8 protein-coding genes, 9 tRNA genes and 5 rRNA genes are annotated in these 19,345 nt (G+C 45.8%); 1 reads left to right on the top strand and 21 read right to left on the bottom strand.

Features of this window, described 5'->3' with window-relative positions:
* Positions 1–37: 37 nt before the first annotated feature.
* The 7 genes from BK584_RS15180 to BK584_RS15150 all read right to left on the bottom strand — a co-directional run bounded on the left by BK584_RS15180 (position 38) and on the right by BK584_RS15150 (position 8,438).
* A complete protein-coding gene (locus BK584_RS15180; RefSeq protein WP_078393370.1) occupies positions 38–1,153 on the bottom strand; it encodes a PIN/TRAM domain-containing protein in 1,116 nt (371 codons plus the stop codon).
* A gap of 148 nt (positions 1,154–1,301) precedes the next feature.
* The gene (gene disA / locus BK584_RS15175) at positions 1,302–2,375 is read right to left on the bottom strand and encodes a DNA integrity scanning diadenylate cyclase DisA (RefSeq protein WP_078393369.1); all 1,074 of its coding nucleotides are present in this window, start codon (positions 2,373–2,375) and stop codon (positions 1,302–1,304) included.
* Between the two features lie 5 nt (positions 2,376–2,380).
* Positions 2,381–3,754, bottom strand: coding sequence for a DNA repair protein RadA (radA, locus tag BK584_RS15170; protein WP_078393368.1), 1,374 nt, complete (start codon positions 3,752–3,754; stop codon positions 2,381–2,383).
* 109 nt (positions 3,755–3,863) lie between these two features.
* Positions 3,864–6,317 (bottom strand): ATP-dependent protease ATP-binding subunit ClpC, encoded by a 2,454-nt coding sequence (clpC, locus tag BK584_RS15165; RefSeq protein WP_078393367.1) that lies wholly within the window; start codon positions 6,315–6,317, stop codon positions 3,864–3,866.
* 20 nt (positions 6,318–6,337) lie between these two features.
* Entirely contained in the window at positions 6,338–7,414 is a 1,077-nt protein-coding gene (mcsB, locus tag BK584_RS15160; RefSeq protein WP_078393366.1) for a protein-arginine kinase McsB, read from the bottom strand.
* Positions 7,415–7,420: 6 nt separating this feature from the next.
* Entirely contained in the window at positions 7,421–7,948 is a 528-nt protein-coding gene (mcsA, locus tag BK584_RS15155; RefSeq protein WP_078393365.1) for a protein-arginine kinase activator protein McsA, read from the bottom strand.
* A 19-nt stretch (positions 7,949–7,967) separates the two neighbouring features.
* Positions 7,968–8,438 (bottom strand): CtsR family transcriptional regulator, encoded by a 471-nt coding sequence (locus BK584_RS15150; protein WP_078393364.1) that lies wholly within the window; start codon positions 8,436–8,438, stop codon positions 7,968–7,970.
* 201 nt (positions 8,439–8,639) lie between these two features.
* On the opposite strand from BK584_RS15150, the gene BK584_RS15145 reads away from it, so the two are divergent.
* Positions 8,640–9,098 (top strand): SRPBCC family protein, encoded by a 459-nt coding sequence (locus tag BK584_RS15145; protein WP_078393363.1) that lies wholly within the window; start codon positions 8,640–8,642, stop codon positions 9,096–9,098.
* Positions 9,099–9,690: 592 nt separating this feature from the next.
* Here the strand turns inward: BK584_RS15145 and rrf (BK584_RS15140) are convergent.
* From rrf (BK584_RS15140) to BK584_RS15075, 14 genes are all read right to left on the bottom strand, one after another.
* Positions 9,691–9,806 (bottom strand): 5S ribosomal RNA (gene rrf, locus BK584_RS15140).
* A 185-nt stretch (positions 9,807–9,991) separates the two neighbouring features.
* A 23S ribosomal RNA gene (locus tag BK584_RS15135) occupies positions 9,992–12,926 on the bottom strand.
* 443 nt (positions 12,927–13,369) lie between these two features.
* A 16S ribosomal RNA gene (locus BK584_RS15130) occupies positions 13,370–14,920 on the bottom strand.
* A 196-nt stretch (positions 14,921–15,116) separates the two neighbouring features.
* Positions 15,117–15,192, bottom strand: a tRNA-Ala gene (locus tag BK584_RS15125).
* An 8-nt stretch (positions 15,193–15,200) separates the two neighbouring features.
* Positions 15,201–15,277, bottom strand: a tRNA-Pro gene (locus BK584_RS15120).
* Positions 15,278–15,280: 3 nt separating this feature from the next.
* Positions 15,281–15,357, bottom strand: a tRNA-Arg gene (locus tag BK584_RS15115).
* A 16-nt stretch (positions 15,358–15,373) separates the two neighbouring features.
* Positions 15,374–15,462: transfer RNA gene (locus BK584_RS15110), tRNA-Leu, on the bottom strand.
* A 17-nt stretch (positions 15,463–15,479) separates the two neighbouring features.
* Positions 15,480–15,551: transfer RNA gene (locus BK584_RS15105), tRNA-Gly, on the bottom strand.
* 33 nt (positions 15,552–15,584) lie between these two features.
* A tRNA-Leu gene (locus tag BK584_RS15100) sits at positions 15,585–15,667 on the bottom strand.
* A 7-nt stretch (positions 15,668–15,674) separates the two neighbouring features.
* Positions 15,675–15,750 (bottom strand) — tRNA-Lys (locus tag BK584_RS15095).
* A gap of 24 nt (positions 15,751–15,774) precedes the next feature.
* Positions 15,775–15,850 (bottom strand) — tRNA-Thr (locus tag BK584_RS15090).
* A gap of 8 nt (positions 15,851–15,858) precedes the next feature.
* Positions 15,859–15,934: transfer RNA gene (locus tag BK584_RS15085), tRNA-Val, on the bottom strand.
* A 13-nt stretch (positions 15,935–15,947) separates the two neighbouring features.
* Positions 15,948–16,063, bottom strand: a 5S ribosomal RNA gene (gene rrf / locus BK584_RS15080).
* 185 nt (positions 16,064–16,248) lie between these two features.
* Positions 16,249–19,183: ribosomal RNA gene (locus tag BK584_RS15075) — 23S ribosomal RNA — on the bottom strand.
* The 16S, 23S and 5S rRNA genes sit together here with 9 tRNA genes alongside, the layout of an rRNA operon.
* Positions 19,184–19,345 lie beyond the last annotated feature (162 nt).

Genomic DNA, 19,345 nt, shown 5'->3' with positions numbered 1-19,345 from the left:
TCAAAAAACCTGCCCTTATATAAAGGCAGGCTTTTATTTATTGGGCTTTCTCTAACGATTTTGGTTTAGCAAAGATCATCCTGCCCGCACTGGTTTGTAAAACGCTTGTTACCGTTACATCAACTTGCTTATTCATTAATTCACGGCCACCTTCAACAACAATCATCGTGCCGTCATCTAAGTAAGCAACTCCTTGATGATTTTCTTTCCCTTCTTTAATCACATACACATTTAAGATTTCTCCAGGAAGAACAACGGGTTTAACTGCATTAGCTAAGTCATTAATGTTTAATACTTGTACACCTTGTAACTCACAGACTTTATTCAAATTAAAATCATTTGTTACAACAATCCCCGAAGATATCTTTGCTAATTTCACAAGTTTACTATCAACTTCTTGGATTTCTTCAAAATCACCTTCATAAATATGAACGTTGACTGGCAGTTCTTTTTGAATTTTGTTTAATATATCAAGGCCTCTACGACCACGGTTTCGCTTCAATGCATCAGACGAGTCAGCAATATGCTGCAATTCATCTAACACAAACCCTGGAATCACTAGCGTTCCCTCAAGAAAACCAGTTTGGCAAATATCTGCGATTCGACCATCAATAATAACACTAGTATCAAGGATCTTCATTTGCTTACCAGACATTTGTCCCTCTTGCTCTGAATCAACAGAGTCTTTTTTTCTCTGCATTTCTTTGTCTTTTTGATTGCGCATAGATAAAATAAATTGTAACATTTCATCCCGCTTTTTAAAGCCGATTTGAAACCCTAAATAACCCACTAATATTGTTATAAACACTGGCAATATATTACTTATAACTGGAAAGCCAAAAGCATTTAACGGGGATCCGATCAAGTAACCCGCTATTAAACCAACTATCAACCCCAATGAACCAGACAATACATCTGCAATTGGCGCTTTCACAATCGTTTCCTCAATCAAACGAAAGAAATTAACAATAAGATCAGCTAGATATAATGAAACACCGTATAAGACCAACGCACCAATTGCTGTTCCTGTATAAGGGCTGGACAACCAAGCTGGGGCTTCAAATGCTGTCATTTCGATAAGCTCTGGAATGAACAAAAAGCCTAAAGTAGCTCCTGCTAAAATAAAGAATATCCTTACAATCCATTTAAGCATGTACTTACACACCTCCTTTTAGCTATTATAGACAAGTTTACAACTCTCAAACCTAGCAAACTGTATTTTCCATAAAAAAACATGATATCTAGCAGTATTCATTAATCTGTCCATATCATGCCTGAAAGGGACAATTAATTGTCCCTTACTAAATATGGCGATCAACAAAAAGTTGTTCTTGAATGCGACTTAAACCGTCTTTAATCATCTTTGCTCTTGCCTCACCAATTCCATCAACTTCATCTAATTGTGCTGCTGTCGCTACCATTACACTTGACAGATGGCCATATTCATCAATAACATTCTCTATAATTTGTGTAGGAAGTCGAGGTATTCTATGAAGGATTCGGTAACCCCTCGGTGAAGCTGACTGCTCCATAAGATTGGTGGTCCTTCCATAACCAAGCGCCTTTACAATCGCCTGCTCATCTAAGAGATCCTCATTTAACAACGTAGTTAGCTCTGCTAGCGTTTTTTTCACGTCATGTGTCCGCTCTTTTGAATAGTCTTTTAGCAAATACAATGCTTCTTGTTCCGTGTTCGAAACAAGCTCTTTTAATTGCATTGTAATTAAGCGCCCTTCGTCCCCAAGTTCTAGAATAAAGTTTTGGATTTCCTGCTTAATTCGTAGCACCATTTGAATCCTATGGATAACTTGAACTAGATCACTAAACGTAACCAGTTGTTCAAATTCAAGTGCCCCAAGGTTAGTAATGCTTTGATCTAGTACAGATTTGTATTTCTCAAGCGTTTGTATCGCTTGATTTGCTTTTGTTAATATGACGCCAATGTCTTTTAAAGAATATCGGTATTCACCTTGATAAAGCGTAATGACATTACGTCGCTGCGAGATCGAAATCGTTAAATTCCCTGTTTGTTTAGCTACTCGCTCTGCAGAACGGTGACGGATGCCCGTCTCACTTGATGATATATTATTGTTCGGCACAAGTTGCGTATTCGCGTATAGAATTCGCTTTCCATCCTCACTTAGAATAATTGCTCCATCCATTTTTGCCAATTCATACAAGTAAGCTGGCGAAAAATCGCTATTAATAAAGAATCCTCCATCTACAATATTCATCATTTCATTATTGTAGCCGAGCACAATTAATCCTCCGGTATTCGCACGTAAAACATTGTCAATACCCGCTCGTAACGGCGTTCCCGGCGCAACTAACTTCAATAAATTTTGAATAAATACAGTTCGATTCCTTTCTTCCATTCCTACTACCTCCCTAAAGCAGCATCTAGCGCTTTATCAAGCGTTGGGACACCAACAACCTCAATACCCTGTGGTACTGTCCAGCCACCTAAATTTTTCTCTGGTATGATTACTCTTTTAAAGCCTAATTTTGCGGCTTCATTAACACGTTGTTCAATCCGTGACACTCGACGTATCTCACCCGTTAAACCAACTTCACCTATAGCAACGTCCATTGGCTCTGTTGACTGATTGCGGAAACTTGAAGCAATGCTAAGCGCAATAGCCAAATCAATCGCTGGTTCATCAAGCTTTACTCCGCCTGCAACTTTTAAGTAAGCGTCTTGATTTTGTAGAAGCATGCCTACACGCTTTTCTAACACGGCCATAAGCAGCGAAACACGGTTATGATCTAGACCTGTTGCCATTCGTCGCGGGTTTCCAAAACCCATTGGAGAAATTAATGCTTGAAGTTCTACTAAGACAGGCCTTGTCCCTTCCATTGAAGCAACAACTACTGACCCAGCTGCCCCTTGCGAACGTTCCTCAAGAAAGATTTCTGAAGGGTTAAGCACCTCTTCTAGCCCAAGTTCTTTCATTTCAAAGATGCCCATCTCGTTTGTTGAGCCAAACCGATTTTTTACTGCTCGTAATATCCGATACGTATGGTGCCTTTCCCCTTCAAAATAGAGGACCGAATCAACCATATGCTCCAGTAATTTAGGACCGGCAATTGATCCTTGCTTTGTTACGTGGCCAACAATAAACACGGCGATTCCTCTTGTTTTAGCGACTCTCATAAACGCTGCAGTACACTCTCGTACCTGAGCAACACTTCCTGGGGCGGAAGTAATTTCTTCCTGGTAGACGGTTTGTATTGAGTCAATCACAACAAGGGATGGCTGAACTTCATCAATCGCTCGTTCGATTAATGAGACATCTGTTTCAGCGAGCACAAATAATTGATCAGAGGACAGTTCTAATCTATCAGCACGCAACTTCGTTTGCTTAACTGATTCTTCCCCTGAAATGTACAATACCCTTTCATTGGTATTTGCTAACTTCGCTGATAATTGTAGCAATAAAGTCGACTTCCCAATACCGGGGTCACCTCCTACCAACACAAGTGAACCTGGCACAATGCCTCCCCCTAAAACACGATCAAGCTCTGTCATCGTCGTGCTCACTCGAGGTTCACGTTCACCCTTCACTGAAGTAATCGGTTGGGCTTTATGGATTGTGTCACCCGATGTTACATAACTGCGGCTTCTTTGCTTTTCATTTACATTCATTTCTTCTACCATTGTGTTCCAACTTTGACAACCAGGACATTTACCCATCCATTTTGCTGATTCATATCCACACTCTTGGCAGACAAATTTTGTTTTTTGTTTCGCCATGCATTCATTCCTCCGTTTGCTTCAATACAGTAAGTGTACCAAAAACCGCAGAGAAACGCTTGTTTTTAAAAGAACCGGAGGAAACGCCCTCCGGTTCTTTTATCATTGCTTATACATTTGTTTTTTCTTTTGCTTCAACTGCTAATTCTCCATCTTTCATGTAAATCACAGCTTTTTGCCCTTTTACGATTGTGCCTCTCAAAAGTTCTTCCGACAAACGGTCCTCTACTTCTTTTTGAAGTGCCCGGCGTAATGGTCGTGCTCCATACTCTGGATCATAACCAATATCCGTAATTTTGTCTTTTGCCTCTTCTGTAAGCTCAAAATCAATTCCCTGTTCTGAAAGACGGCTCTTTAATTGGTCGGACATCATTGTAATGATTTCGCGCACATGTTTTTTCTCTAAAGAATGGAAGACAATGATTTCATCAATGCGATTTAAGAACTCTGGTCTAAAACTATTCTTAAGTTCTGACATCACACGATCTTTCATGTCTTTATATTCTTGACCTTCAGTTTCTGTTGTAAAGCCAAGGTATTTATTTCGTTTCAGCTGCGATGCCCCCACATTGGAAGTCATAATCACTGCTGTATTACGAAAATCAACCGTCCGTCCTTTCGAATCAGTTAACCGTCCATCCTCAAGCACTTGTAACAATATATTAAAAACATCTGGATGTGCTTTTTCAATTTCATCTAATAAAATCACAGAGTATGGCTTTCTGCGGATCTTCTCTGTCAGTTGTCCGCCTTCTTCATGTCCTACATAACCCGGGGGCGAACCAACCAAACGGCTCGTTGCATGTTTTTCCATATACTCCGACATATCGATTCGAATAACAGAATCTTCATCACCAAACAATGTTTCAGCGACAGCCCTTGCCAATTCCGTTTTCCCGACCCCAGTTGGACCTAAGAAGATAAACGAACCAATTGGACGTTTAGGATCTTTTAAACCTGCACGAGCGCGACGAATTGCTTTAGAAATCGATTTTACCGCTTCTTCTTGACCAACAAGTCGCTCATGAAGAATTGACTCCATTCGTAACAAACGGTCTGTTTCTTCTTCAGCTAATTTGGAAACCGGAATTCCAGTCCAACTAGCTACAACTTGTGCAATATCTTCCACGACAACTTCCGTGTTTTCTTGGCCTTGTTTTTTCTTCCATTCATTTTTCATTTCTTCAAGTTCTTCTCGTAAACGTTGTTCCGAGTCACGGAGCGATGCCGCTTTTTCAAACTCCTGGCTTTGGACAGAGGCGTCTTTCTCTTTCCTAGTCTCTTCTAACCTAGCTTCAAGTTCTTTTAAGTTTGGTGGTGCGGTATAAGAGCGTAAGCGAACTTTAGATGCAGCCTCATCAATAAGATCAATCGCTTTATCCGGTAGGAAGCGATCGGAAATATATCTATCTGATAACTTTACAGCTTCCTCAATTGCTAGATCAGTAATTGTCACACGATGATGAGCTTCGTAACGGTCACGCAAGCCATATAAGATTTGCACGGACTCATCAAGAGTTGGTTCATCCACCTGAATCGGTTGAAAACGACGCTCTAGAGCCGCATCTTTTTCAATGTATTTACGGTATTCATCAAGAGTGGTCGCACCAATACATTGTAACTCTCCACGTGCTAGTGAAGGTTTTAATATGTTTGAAGCATCAATTGCACCTTCTGCTCCGCCAGCACCAATCAATGTATGAAGTTCATCAATAAATAGGATGACGTTTCCAGCTTGACGGATTTCATCCATTACTTTTTTCAAACGATCCTCAAACTCACCTCGGTATTTTGTCCCGGCTACCACGGTACCCATATCAAGTGTCATCACACGTTTATTCCGCAGAGTTTCTGGCACTTCATTTGCTACGATACTCTGTGCTAACCCCTCTGCAATTGCGGTCTTACCTACACCTGGTTCTCCTATTAAGACTGGGTTATTTTTAGTGCGTCGACTTAGCACTTGAATAACACGTTCAATTTCTTTACTTCTACCAATAACGGGATCAAGTGTTTCCTCTCGCGCAATAGCAGTTAGATCACGAGCAAGGCTATCTAATGTTGGCGTATTCGCATTAGCTGTTGCACTACCTGACTGTGAAGAACTTCCTCCTTCATTGCTACCTAGAAGCTGAAGCACTTGCTGTCTTGCTTTATTAAGGCTAACCCCTAAGTTATTCAAAACACGTGCCGCAACACCCTCTCCTTCTCGAATCAAACCGAGTAGAATATGCTCTGTTCCTACGTAAGAGTGTCCCAGTTTTCTAGCTTCGTCCATCGAGAGTTCAATGACTTTTTTTGCTCTAGGAGTATAATGAGGTGTACTATGAATGCTTTTCTGACCTTCTTCGCCTTTGCCAACTAGTGTCTCCACTTCTTTTTGCAGTTTTTCAGCCCCAAGCCCGAGTTGCTGTAATGCTTTTGCTGCAATGCCTTCTCCTTCACGTATAAGACCCAATAATATATGTTCAGTACCTATATTGTGATGGCTTAATCGAATCGCTTCTTCTTGAGAGAGCGCCAATACTTTTTGAGCACGCTCTGTAAATCTTCCAAACATCATTTACTCCACCTCCGTCATAATCAATCCACTTGCTTATATTCCATTTTTAATCGTTCTCTTATTAAAGTAGCTCTTCGCTCGTCTCGTTGTTCAGGCGACAATACTTTTTCCGCATATTGCTGTAAGAAGCCTGGCTGAGTGAGAATCATTAGCTCATTTAAAATATTGCCGGACACATTCTCTATTAAGCCTAAATCAATGCCTAAGCGAACGTCTGATAATCTACGCGTCGCTTCTTTGGAATCTATCACATAACTATTTGAAAGTATCCCAAAGGAACGGAACACACGGTCTGTAAGCTTTAACTTAGAATGTTCTAGTAAAGAGTCCCGGGCTCCACGTTCTTGCCTAATTAATTGTTTCACTACACTTTGCAGTTCATCAACAATGTCCTGTTCCGTTTTACCAAGGGTCATTTGATTCGAAATTTGAAACAGGTTTCCTAAAGCTTCGCTACCTTCCCCATAAATTCCTCTTACAACTAAACCTAATTGATTAATAGCTGGGAGAATTCTTTGAAGTTGTTGCGTCATAGCAAGAGCTGGCAAATGCATCATAACGGAAGCTCTCATACCTGTGCCAACATTTGTTGGGCAACTTGTTAAGTAACCAAACTTTTTGTCATAGGCATAAGTTATGTGAGATTCAATCCAGTCATCAAGCGCATTTGCTGCTTGAAGACTTTTCTCTAGGTCGAAACCTGGGTTTAACACTTGAATCCGAATATGATCTTCTTCATTCACCATCACACTTAGCGACTCATCTCCACTTAACAGCACTTTGCCACACTTTGATTGTTCAGCTAAGTGTGGACTAATCAAATGCTTTTCTACAAGAATGCGCTTATCGTTCGTACGCATTTCATCCATTGTTAGCATCTCCGCTGCCCCAAGAGCATCCCCTTGGCTCGATTCTAAGGCTTCTTCCACGTGTTTAGCTACCAAGTACGCTTCATCTTTTGAAGCAAGTAGAGGGAACGTGAAAGCATTCATGTTTCTTGCTAATCTTATTCGGCTACTCAACACAATATCCGATTCAGCCCCGTCCTTTTTCATCCAAGGACTGATTGCATTTTCTAAAAATCGATTAAAGCTCACTTTGTTTCATTCCCCTCCCTTAGCTTCTTCAATCTGTTTCCTTAGTATTTTAATCTCATCACGTAACTCTGCAGCTTTTTCAAACTCTTCATCACGGATATGGAGATCAAGTGCATCTCTCAATTCTTCGACTCTTTTTTCAATTTGTATAGAGTGACCAATTCGCTTCGGTATTTTGCCTACATGTTTTACATTTCCTCCATGTACACGTTTAAATACTGAACTTAACTTTGGAGAGAACGTTTCATAGCAACTACCGCATCCAAACCGTCCAACATGAAGAAATTTCTCATAACTCATTCCACAACTAGGGCATGCCATTTTATTTTTCTGGGCACTTGCCATTTGTTCGTTTGTCTCCATATTAAATAAACCAGAAAATAAATGATGGATTGAAAAACTATCGGTTCCGGGAATCGATTCGCCTTTCTCTCTCGCACAGCTTTCACATAAATGCATTTCTGTTTTCTTTCCATTTATGATCTTTGTAAAATGTAGCGTAGCTTGTCGAACCTTACATTCTTGACAAACCATGTCATCACCTCTCTATCTATTACCGGTTTTGTTTATATTTAAGCGTTTCAATCATTGCTCTTAATATATTTGCCCGAATTTCATCTCGATTTGCCATCGAGGATTGATAATGTGACCGGTCAAGTGCACTAGCAATTAAATTCGCTTCTCTTCTGCTTATAGCCTCTTCTTCATAAAGACGCAATACCATATTACGAGCTGTTTGTTGATCTATCTTATCCCCTATCAACCTACACATCTGGTCAAATAAAGCAAGATCACCATGAGATTCAACCTTGGTTATACGTATATAACCACCTCCACCTCTCTTGCTCTCTACGATATAACCCTTTTCTAAAGTGAAGCGCGTGCTAATAACATAATTGATTTGTGAAGGAACACATTGAAATTGCTTTGCCAGCTCACTACGTTTAATTTCTAGAAGTTCATTTCCGCTCCGTGTTAATGTCATTTTCAAATACTGTTCAATTAGGTCTGTTATATTGCCCATATCATCACCACCTCTGACGAACCATAATTGACTTTGACTATATTTGACTTTCATACAACTAATTATAATAAGTTTTTTAAAAAACTTCAACCTAAAGCTATGTCTCTAGTATCGCCAATGTAATAGGTTCTAGACGTTCATACAATCAATTGCTTATTTTTTTACCATTGGGTAATTATAGGATAGAAGGAGTGTAGTGCTATGAAAATGTATCAACTTGAGCGAACACAATTTTTACCTATCTCAATAGATTATGCTTGGAAATTTTTTTCGAAAGCTGAAAACCTACAATCAATTACCCCAAATTACATGAACTTTAAGATTACGAACTCACCAGGAAAAGACATTTATAGTGGACAATTAATTACGTATAAAGTCAGTCCATTGTTCTCTGTACCGATTTCTTGGGTAACAGAAATTACTCATGTTATTGATGGACATTACTTTGTTGATGAGCAACGATTTGGTCCATTTAAATTTTGGCATCACCAACATCATTTTGTAGAAACAGATTCAGGGACAAAAATGACGGATCTTCTCCATTATCGACTCCCATTTTCAGTAGTTGGACAAGCAACCCATAAACTTATTGTCAAAAAATCAATAAACGATATATTTGACCACCGTCATCAAGTTTTAAAGGCAAGGTTTGCGGAATAAAGCTCGATAATTCTCGTGTATGAAGATATACATCTAAGACTGAAGAATTTTTAAAATAAGACACCTGAAAAGGTGTCTTATTCGTTGTTTGGTATCTAAAGTGGTCTATTCTTTTTCTTCGGAGAGCTCACTCATGTAATATAACGAAAACACCCCCAGCTTCAGACGATATGTTTCTTCTACGAGGATGCTATTCTAGAAGGCTTCTTTAGAGATACAAGACTTATCTTTGATGGATTATGGTTAAAAACGTGATTTCATTTTGATCTCCATTTTATCTTTAAGCAACTAACACTTCTTTACCGTGTTTCTGCAGTACTAGGCAACGTTCCTTGCTCCGGGGTGATTTTCTTCGAGGAGGTTGAACACGAGGTTTCTCATGGAAGCTTTCCCTGTCGTTTTACAAAAACAACCCCTGCGTCTCACAGGGGGCACGAGGATTATTTGATGATGGGTACGCACGATGTTATTTCAAAAAGAGCTCTTTTTCATATGAATTGCTTTCCCTTAATCTTTTCTGCTTCTCCGAAGCAGTCTCTTTTGCTTGGTGTATAGACGAAAAAAAGACACCTTTTCAGGTGTCTTTCATTTTGCCCGGCAACGTTCTACTCTCACAGGGGGAAGCCCCCAACTACCATCGACGCAAAAGAGCTTAACGGCCGTGTTCGGCATGGGAACGGGTGTGACCTCTTTGCCATTGCCACCGGACCTGCTTCAGATAAGCGGCGGATTTCTTCGTCCAATGCGTGTCTTTCAATCAGTTACGTACGCAAGTACGCTCCTTCTTTCAAGCACTTTTGTCCTCGAACTCCTTGCTTCTCTTTGCACATATAAAAAGAATCATTGATTCTTTCAAAACTAAATCCGAAACACACTCAAATTCAAGAATTAATTAGGATAAGCCCTCGACCGATTAGTATCAGTCCGCTCCATGTGTCGCCACACTTCCACTCCTGACCTATCAACCTCATCATCTCTAAGGGGTCTTACTGGCTTACGCCATGGGAAATCTCATCTTGAGGGGGGCTTCATGCTTAGATGCTTTCAGCACTTATCCCGTCCATACGTAGCTACCCAGCGATGCTCCTGGCGGAACAACTGGTACACCAGCGGTATGTCCATCCCGGTCCTCTCGTACTAAGGACAGCTCCTCTCAAATTTCCTACGCCCGCGACGGATAGGGACCGAACTGTCTCACGACGTTCTGAACCCAGCTCGCGTGCCGCTTTAATGGGCGAACAGCCCAACCCTTGGGACCTACTTCAGCCCCAGGATGCGACGAGCCGACATCGAGGTGCCAAACCTCCCCGTCGATGTGGACTCTTGGGGGAGATAAGCCTGTTATCCCCAGGGTAGCTTTTATCCGTTGAGCGACGGCCCTTCCATACGGCACCGCCGGATCACTAAGCCCGACTTTCGTCCCTGCTCGACTTGTAGGTCTCGCAGTCAAGCTCCCTTATGCCTTTGCACTCTACGAATGATTTCCAACCATTCTGAGGGAACCTTTGGGCGCCTCCGTTACTGTTTAGGAGGCGACCGCCCCAGTCAAACTGCCCACCTGACAATGTCCCTGACCCGGATCACGGGTCGAGGTTAGAATGTCAGCACCATCAGGGTAGTATCCCACCAACGCCTCCACCGAAGCTAGCGCTCCGGTTTCCAAGGCTCCTACCTATCCTGTACAAATGGTACCAACACTCACTATCAAGCTACAGTAAAGCTCCATGGGGTCTTTCCGTCCTGTCGCGGGTAACCTGCATCTTCACAGGTACTATAATTTCACCGGGTCTCTCGTTGAGACAGTATCCAAGTCGTTGCACCATTCGTGCGGGTCGGAACTTACCCGACAAGGAATTTCGCTACCTTAGGACCGTTATAGTTACGGCCGCCGTTTACTGGGGCTTCAATTCAGAGCTTCTCCCTTGCGGGATAACCCCTCCTCTTAACCTTCCAGCACCGGGCAGGTGTCAGCCCCTATACTTCGCCTTGCGGCTTGGCAGAGACCTGTGTTTTTGCTAAACAGTCGCTTGGATCTATTCACTGCGGCTCTCTCAGGCTATTCACCTTAATAGAGCACCCCTTCTCCCGAAGTTACGGGGTCATTTTGCCGAGTTCCTTAACGAGAGTTCTCCCGAGCGTCTTAGAATTCTCTTCTCGCCTACCTGTGTCGGTTTGCGGTACGGGCACCTGTATTCTAACTAGAGGCTTTTCTTGGCAGCGGAGGATCAGGGATTTCGGACCCGAAGGTCCTTCACGGTCACAGCTCAGCCGAACGGAACACGGATTTGCCTATGTTCCAGCCTTGCATGCTTCGACGCGCACAGCCAGCGGCGCGCTCACCCTACCTTTCTGCGTCCCCCCATCGTTCAAACAAATACTGGGTGGTACAGGAATATCAACCTGTTGTCCATCGCCTACGCCTTTCGGCCTCGGCTTAGGTCCCGACTGACCCTGAGCGGACGAGCCTTCCTCAGGAAACCTTGGGCTTTCGACGGAGGGGATTCTCACCCCTCTTTTCGCTACTCATACCGGCATTCTCACTTCCAAGCACTCCACTAGTCCTCACGATCTAGCTTCGCTGTCCTTGGAACGCTCCCCTACCCAATTCCATAAGGAATTGCCATAGCTTCGGTGATACGTTTAGCCCCGGTACATTTTCGGCGCAGAGTCACTCGACCAGTGAGCTATTACGCACTCTTTCAATGATGGCTGCTTCTAAGCCAACATCCTGGTTGTCTGGGCAACTCCACATCCTTTTCCACTTAACGTATACTTTGGGACCTTAGCTGATGGTCTGGGCTGTTTCCCTCTTGACTACGGATCTTAGCACTCGCAGTCTGACTCCCGAGTTAAAGTTTTTGGCATTCGGAGTTTGACTGAATTCGGTAATCCTGTGGGGACCCCTCGTCCAATCAGTGCTCTACCTCCAAAACTCATCACTCGAGGCTAGCCCTAAAGCTATTTCGGGGAGAACCAGCTATTTCCGAGTTCGATTGGCATTTCACCCCTACCCACACCTCATCCCCGCATTTTTCAACATGCGTGGGTTCGGGCCTCCAGTCGGTGTTACCCGACCTTCACCCTGGACATGGGTAGATCACCCGGTTTCGGGTCTACGGCATCGTACTCACTCGCCCTATTCAGACTCGCTTTCGCTGCGGCTCCGCCTTATCAGCTTAACCTTGCACGATACCGTAACTCGCCGGTTCATTCTACAAAAGGCACGCCATCACCCATTAACGGGCTCTGACTAGTTGTAGGCACACGGTTTCAGGATCTATTTCACTCCCCTTCCGGGGTGCTTTTCACCTTTCCCTCACGGTACTGGTTCACTATCGGTCACTAGGGAGTATTTAGCCTTGGGAGATGGTCCTCCCGGATTCCGACGGGGTTTCACGTGTCCCGCCGTACTCAGGATCCACTCTGGAGGAAACGAAGTTTCAGCTACAGGGCTGTTACCTTCTTCGGCCTGTCTTTCCAGACAGTTCACCTACTCCGTTTCTTTGTAACTCCGTATAGAGTGTCCTACAACCCCAAGAGGCAAGCCTCTTGGTTTGGGCTGATTCCGTTTCGCTCGCCGCTACTTAGGAAATCGCATTTGCTTTCTCTTCCTCCGGGTACTTAGATGTTTCAGTTCCCCGGGTCTGCCTCTATGCATCCTATGTGTTCAGATACAAGTACCATCCCATTACGGATGGTGGGTTCCCCCATTCGGAAATCTCCGGATCAAAGCTTACTTACAGCTCCCCGAAGCATATCGCTGTTCGTCGCGTCCTTCGTCGGCTCCTAGTGCCAAGGCATCCACCGTGCGCCCTTTCTAACTTATCCTAAATGGTGTCTGCGTGCGATACGCTCGACCATGTTTAAGCAATAAAGGTTGCTCAAGAATTCTTGACGTCTCGTTCAAACAGTTTAAAACCGATGAACAAAACTTATTTGAGTTGTTTCTTGATTTAGTTTTCAAAGAACCTGCCCACAGGAGGTCGGTACCAGGCGTTGCCACAAGACGTGGCGTTCTTAGCGTGGTTCCATGCCTTTAACGGGCTATTTTAACAATAGATAAGCAGCGAATCTCTTTGTCTGGTTCATGATTCTCAATCAGTCACGTACGCAAGTACGCTTCTTCAATCGAACATTTCCCATCCTCGATCTTCTTGCTTCTCTTTGTCAAATATGAAATTGAATGAATTGAGTTCATTCAAAACTGAACAAAAGATCCAAAGCGCCAAACAACCGAAGTTGTTCGTCGACTAGAGTAATATACTCCATAGAAAGGAGGTGATCCAGCCGCACCTTCCGATACGGCTACCTTGTTACGACTTCACCCCAATCATTTGTCCCACCTTAGGCGGCTGGCTCCAAAAGGTTACCTCACCGACTTCGGGTGTTACAAACTCTCGTGGTGTGACGGGCGGTGTGTACAAGACCCGGGAACGTATTCACCGCGGCATGCTGATCCGCGATTACTAGCAATTCCGGCTTCATGTAGGCGAGTTGCAGCCTACAATCCGAACTGAGAATGGCTTTATGGGATTGGCTTCACCTCGCGGCTTCGCAACCCTTTGTACCATCCATTGTAGCACGTGTGTAGCCCAGGTCATAAGGGGCATGATGATTTGACGTCGTCCCCACCTTCCTCCGGTTTGTCACCGGCAGTCACCTTAGAGTGCCCAACTAAATGCTGGCAACTAAGATCAAGGGTTGCGCTCGTTGCGGGACTTAACCCAACATCTCACGACACGAGCTGACGACAACCATGCACCACCTGTCACTTTGCCCCCGAAGGGGAAGCTCTGTCTCCAGAGTGGTCAAAGGATGTCAAGACCTGGTAAGGTTCTTCGCGTTGCTTCGAATTAAACCACATGCTCCACTGCTTGTGCGGGTCCCCGTCAATTCCTTTGAGTTTCAACCTTGCGGTCGTACTCCCCAGGCGGAGTGCTTAATGTGTTTACTTCGGCACTACGGGCATCGAAACCCCTAACACCTAGCACTCATCGTTTACGGCGTGGACTACCAGGGTATCTAATCCTGTTTGCTCCCCACGCTTTCGCGCCTCAGCGTCAGTTACAGACCAGAGAGTCGCCTTCGCCACTGGTGTTCCTCCACATATCTACGCATTTCACCGCTACACGTGGAATTCCACTCTCCTCTTCTGCACTCAAGCTTCCCAGTTTCCAATGGCCGCTCGGGGTTGAGCCCCGAGATTTCACATCAGACTTAAGAAGCCGCCTGCGCGCGCTTTACGCCCAATAATTCCGGACAACGCTTGCCACCTACGTATTACCGCGGCTGCTGGCACGTAGTTAGCCGTGGCTTTCTGGTGAGGTACCGTCAAGGTACCGGCTTATTCAACCGATACTTGTTCTTCCCTCACAACAGAGCTTTACGACCCGAAGGCCTTCCTCACTCACGCGGCATTGCTCCGTCAGACTTTCGTCCATTGCGGAAGATTCCCTACTGCTGCCTCCCGTAGGAGTCTGGGCCGTGTCTCAGTCCCAGTGTGGCCGATCACCCTCTCAGGTCGGCTACGCATCGTCGCCTTGGTAAGCCATTACCTTACCAACTAGCTAATGCGCCGCGGGCCCATCCCCTAGTGATAGCACAAAGGCCATCTTTTAACTTTCTCCCAGGAGGGAAAAAGTGTTATCCGGTATTAGCTTCGGTTTCCCGAAGTTATCCCAGTCTAAGGGACAGGTTGCCCACGTGTTACTCACCCGTCCGCCGCTGACTTCCGGGAGCAAGCTCCCTTCCGTCCGCTCGACTTGCATGTATTAGGCATGCCGCCAGCGTTCGTCCTGAGCCAGGATCAAACTCTCCGTTAAAGTGTTTGACTTGCTCAAAATGTTGCTAGCGCGTTGAATATAAATTCAACGACTTTCATTGACGAGATACCTTGTATCTCTTTATTACGCTTGGCTTTTGTTCAGTTTTCAAAGAACTCGTTGTCGCTTAAAGCAACTTTTACATCATAACATTGTCAAAACGACAGTGTCAACAACTTTTTTAAAAAAAGTTTTATGGTGGAGCCTAGCGGGATCGAACCGCTGACCTCCTGCGTGCAAAGCAGGCGCTCTCCCAGCTGAGCTAAGGCCCCTTAAAAGATGGTCGGGAAGACAGGATTTGAACCTGCGACCCCTTGGTCCCAAACCAAGTGCTCTGCCAAGCTGAGCTACTTCCCGAAATGGCGCGCCCGAGAGGAGTCGAACCTCTAACCGCTTGATTCGTAGTCAAGTACTCTATCCAGTTGAGCTACGGGCGCTAATATAAAATTGCAATGGTGCCGAGAGCCGGACTTGAACCGGCACGGTAGTCACCTACCGCAGGATTTTAAGTCCTGTGTGTCTGCCAATTCCACCATCCCGGCACGGGATGAAAAAGCAAAGCGGAAGACGAGATTCGAACTCGCGACCCCCACCTTGGCAAGGTGGTGTTCTACCACTGAACTACTTCCGCACACAATAAACTTAATACTAAATAATTAGTAAGTGCGGGTGAAGGGACTTGAACCCCCACGTCATAAAGACACTAGATCCTAAGTCTAGCGCGTCTGCCAATTCCGCCACACCCGCAAGTAAATGGTGAGCCATGAAGGATTCGAACCTTCGACCCTCTGATTAAAAGTCAGATGCTCTACCAACTGAGCTAATGGCTCTGACTAAACAGAAAAATATTTAACTGGTGCCGGCCAGAGGACTTGAACCCCCAACCTACTGATTACAAGTCAGTTGCTCTACCAATTGAGCTAGACCGGCTCAAAAGATGGTGGAGGATGACGGGATCGAACCGCCGACCCCCTGCTTGTAAGGCAGGTGCTCTCCCAGCTGAGCTAATCCTCCAAAAAATATGTAAGTCCGGCAACGTTCTACTCTCACAGGGGGAAGCCCCCAACTACCATCGACGCAAAAGAGCTTAACGGCCGTGTTCGGCATGGGAACGGGTGTGACCTCTTTGCCATTGCCACCGGACCTGCTTCAGATAAGCGGCGGATTTCTTCGTCCAATGCGTGTCTTTCAATCAGTTACGTACGCAAGTACGCTCCTTCTTTCAAGCACTTTTGTCCTCGAACTCCTTGCTTCTCTTTGCACATATAAAAAGAATCATTGATTCTTTCAAAACTAAATCCGAAACACACTCAAATTCAAGAATTAATTAGGATAAGCCCTCGACCGATTAGTATCAGTCCGCTCCATGTGTCGCCACACTTCCACTCCTGACCTATCAACCTCATCATCTCTAAGGGGTCTTACTGGCTTACGCCATGGGAAATCTCATCTTGAGGGGGGCTTCATGCTTAGATGCTTTCAGCACTTATCCCGTCCATACGTAGCTACCCAGCGATGCTCCTGGCGGAACAACTGGTACACCAGCGGTATGTCCATCCCGGTCCTCTCGTACTAAGGACAGCTCCTCTCAAATTTCCTACGCCCGCGACGGATAGGGACCGAACTGTCTCACGACGTTCTGAACCCAGCTCGCGTGCCGCTTTAATGGGCGAACAGCCCAACCCTTGGGACCTACTTCAGCCCCAGGATGCGACGAGCCGACATCGAGGTGCCAAACCTCCCCGTCGATGTGGACTCTTGGGGGAGATAAGCCTGTTATCCCCAGGGTAGCTTTTATCCGTTGAGCGACGGCCCTTCCATACGGCACCGCCGGATCACTAAGCCCGACTTTCGTCCCTGCTCGACTTGTAGGTCTCGCAGTCAAGCTCCCTTATGCCTTTGCACTCTACGAATGATTTCCAACCATTCTGAGGGAACCTTTGGGCGCCTCCGTTACTGTTTAGGAGGCGACCGCCCCAGTCAAACTGCCCACCTGACAATGTCCCTGACCCGGATCACGGGTCGAGGTTAGAATGTCAGCACCATCAGGGTAGTATCCCACCAACGCCTCCACCGAAGCTAGCGCTCCGGTTTCCAAGGCTCCTACCTATCCTGTACAAATGGTACCAACACTCACTATCAAGCTACAGTAAAGCTCCATGGGGTCTTTCCGTCCTGTCGCGGGTAACCTGCATCTTCACAGGTACTATAATTTCACCGGGTCTCTCGTTGAGACAGTATCCAAGTCGTTGCACCATTCGTGCGGGTCGGAACTTACCCGACAAGGAATTTCGCTACCTTAGGACCGTTATAGTTACGGCCGCCGTTTACTGGGGCTTCAATTCAGAGCTTCTCCCTTGCGGGATAACCCCTCCTCTTAACCTTCCAGCACCGGGCAGGTGTCAGCCCCTATACTTCGCCTTGCGGCTTGGCAGAGACCTGTGTTTTTGCTAAACAGTCGCTTGGATCTATTCACTGCGGCTCTCTCAGGCTATTCACCTTAATAGAGCACCCCTTCTCCCGAAGTTACGGGGTCATTTTGCCGAGTTCCTTAACGAGAGTTCTCCCGAGCGTCTTAGAATTCTCTTCTCGCCTACCTGTGTCGGTTTGCGGTACGGGCACCTGTATTCTAACTAGAGGCTTTTCTTGGCAGCGGAGGATCAGGGATTTCGGACCCGAAGGTCCTTCACGGTCACAGCTCAGCCGAACGGAACACGGATTTGCCTATGTTCCAGCCTTGCATGCTTCGACGCGCACAGCCAGCGGCGCGCTCACCCTACCTTTCTGCGTCCCCCCATCGTTCAAACAAATACTGGGTGGTACAGGAATATCAACCTGTTGTCCATCGCCTACGCCTTTCGGCCTCGGCTTAGGTCCCGACTGACCCTGAGCGGACGAGCCTTCCTCAGGAAACCTTGGGCTTTCGACGGAGGGGATTCTCACCCCTCTTTTCGCTACTCATACCGGCATTCTCACTTCCAAGCACTCCACTAGTCCTCACGATCTAGCTTCGCTGTCCTTGGAACGCTCCCCTACCCAATTCCATAAGGAATTGCCATAGCTTCGGTGATACGTTTAGCCCCGGTACATTTTCGGCGCAGAGTCACTCGACCAGTGAGCTATTACGCACTCTTTCAATGATGGCTGCTTCTAAGCCAACATCCTGGTTGTCTGGGCAACTCCACATCCTTTTCCACTTAACGTATACTTTGGGACCTTAGCTGATGGTCTGGGCTGTTTCCCTCTTGACTACGGATCTTAGCACTCGCAGTCTGACTCCCGAGTTAAAGTTTTTGGCATTCGGAGTTTGACTGAATTCGGTAATCCTGTGGGGACCCCTCGTCCAATCAGTGCTCTACCTCCAAAACTCATCACTCGAGGCTAGCCCTAAAGCTATTTCGGGGAGAACCAGCTATTTCCGAGTTCGATTGGCATTTCACCCCTACCCACACCTCATCCCCGCATTTTTCAACATGCGTGGGTTCGGGCCTCCAGTCGGTGTTACCCGACCTTCACCCTGGACATGGGTAGATCACCCGGTTTCGGGTCTACGGCATCGTACTCACTCGCCCTATTCAGACTCGCTTTCGCTGCGGCTCCGCCTTATCAGCTTAACCTTGCACGATACCGTAACTCGCCGGTTCATTCTACAAAAGGCACGCCATCACCCATTAACGGGCTCTGACTAGTTGTAGGCACACGGTTTCAGGATCTATTTCACTCCCCTTCCGGGGTGCTTTTCACCTTTCCCTCACGGTACTGGTTCACTATCGGTCACTAGGGAGTATTTAGCCTTGGGAGATGGTCCTCCCGGATTCCGACGGGGTTTCACGTGTCCCGCCGTACTCAGGATCCACTCTGGAGGAAACGAAGTTTCAGCTACAGGGCTGTTACCTTCTTCGGCCTGTCTTTCCAGACAGTTCACCTACTCCGTTTCTTTGTAACTCCGTATAGAGTGTCCTACAACCCCAAGAGGCAAGCCTCTTGGTTTGGGCTGATTCCGTTTCGCTCGCCGCTACTTAGGAAATCGCATTTGCTTTCTCTTCCTCCGGGTACTTAGATGTTTCAGTTCCCCGGGTCTGCCTCTATGCATCCTATGTGTTCAGATACAAGTACCATCCCATTACGGATGGTGGGTTCCCCCATTCGGAAATCTCCGGATCAAAGCTTACTTACAGCTCCCCGAAGCATATCGCTGTTCGTCGCGTCCTTCGTCGGCTCCTAGTGCCAAGGCATCCACCGTGCGCCCTTTCTAACTTATCCTAAATGGTGTCTGCGTGCGATACGCTCGACCATGTTTAAGCAATAAAGGTTGCTCAAGAATTCTTGACGTCTCGTTCAAACAGTTTAAAACCGATGAACAAAACTTATTTGAGTTGTTTCTTGATTTAGTTTTCAAAGAACCTGCCCACAGGAGGTCGGTAC

Origin of the sequence: Shouchella patagoniensis (assembly GCF_002019705.1) — a bacterium.
GTDB lineage: Bacteria > Bacillota > Bacilli > Bacillales > Bacillaceae_D > Shouchella > Shouchella patagoniensis.
This window is presented reverse-complemented; position numbering and strand designations above follow the sequence as displayed.

Coding starts and splice junctions, on each gene's coding strand:
- BK584_RS15180 (WP_078393370.1), bottom strand. CDS start 1,153: ATGCTTAAATGGATTGTAAGGATATTCTTTATTTTAGCAGGAGCTACT.
- disA (WP_078393369.1), bottom strand. CDS start 2,375: ATGGAAGAAAGGAATCGAACTGTATTTATTCAAAATTTATTGAAGTTA.
- radA (WP_078393368.1), bottom strand. CDS start 3,754: ATGGCGAAACAAAAAACAAAATTTGTCTGCCAAGAGTGTGGATATGAA.
- clpC (WP_078393367.1), bottom strand. CDS start 6,317: ATGATGTTTGGAAGATTTACAGAGCGTGCTCAAAAAGTATTGGCGCTC.
- mcsA (WP_078393365.1), bottom strand. CDS start 7,948: ATGGTTTGTCAAGAATGTAAGGTTCGACAAGCTACGCTACATTTTACA.
- BK584_RS15150 (WP_078393364.1), bottom strand. CDS start 8,438: ATGGGCAATATAACAGACCTAATTGAACAGTATTTGAAAATGACATTA.
- BK584_RS15145 (WP_078393363.1), top strand. CDS start 8,640: ATGAAAATGTATCAACTTGAGCGAACACAATTTTTACCTATCTCAATA.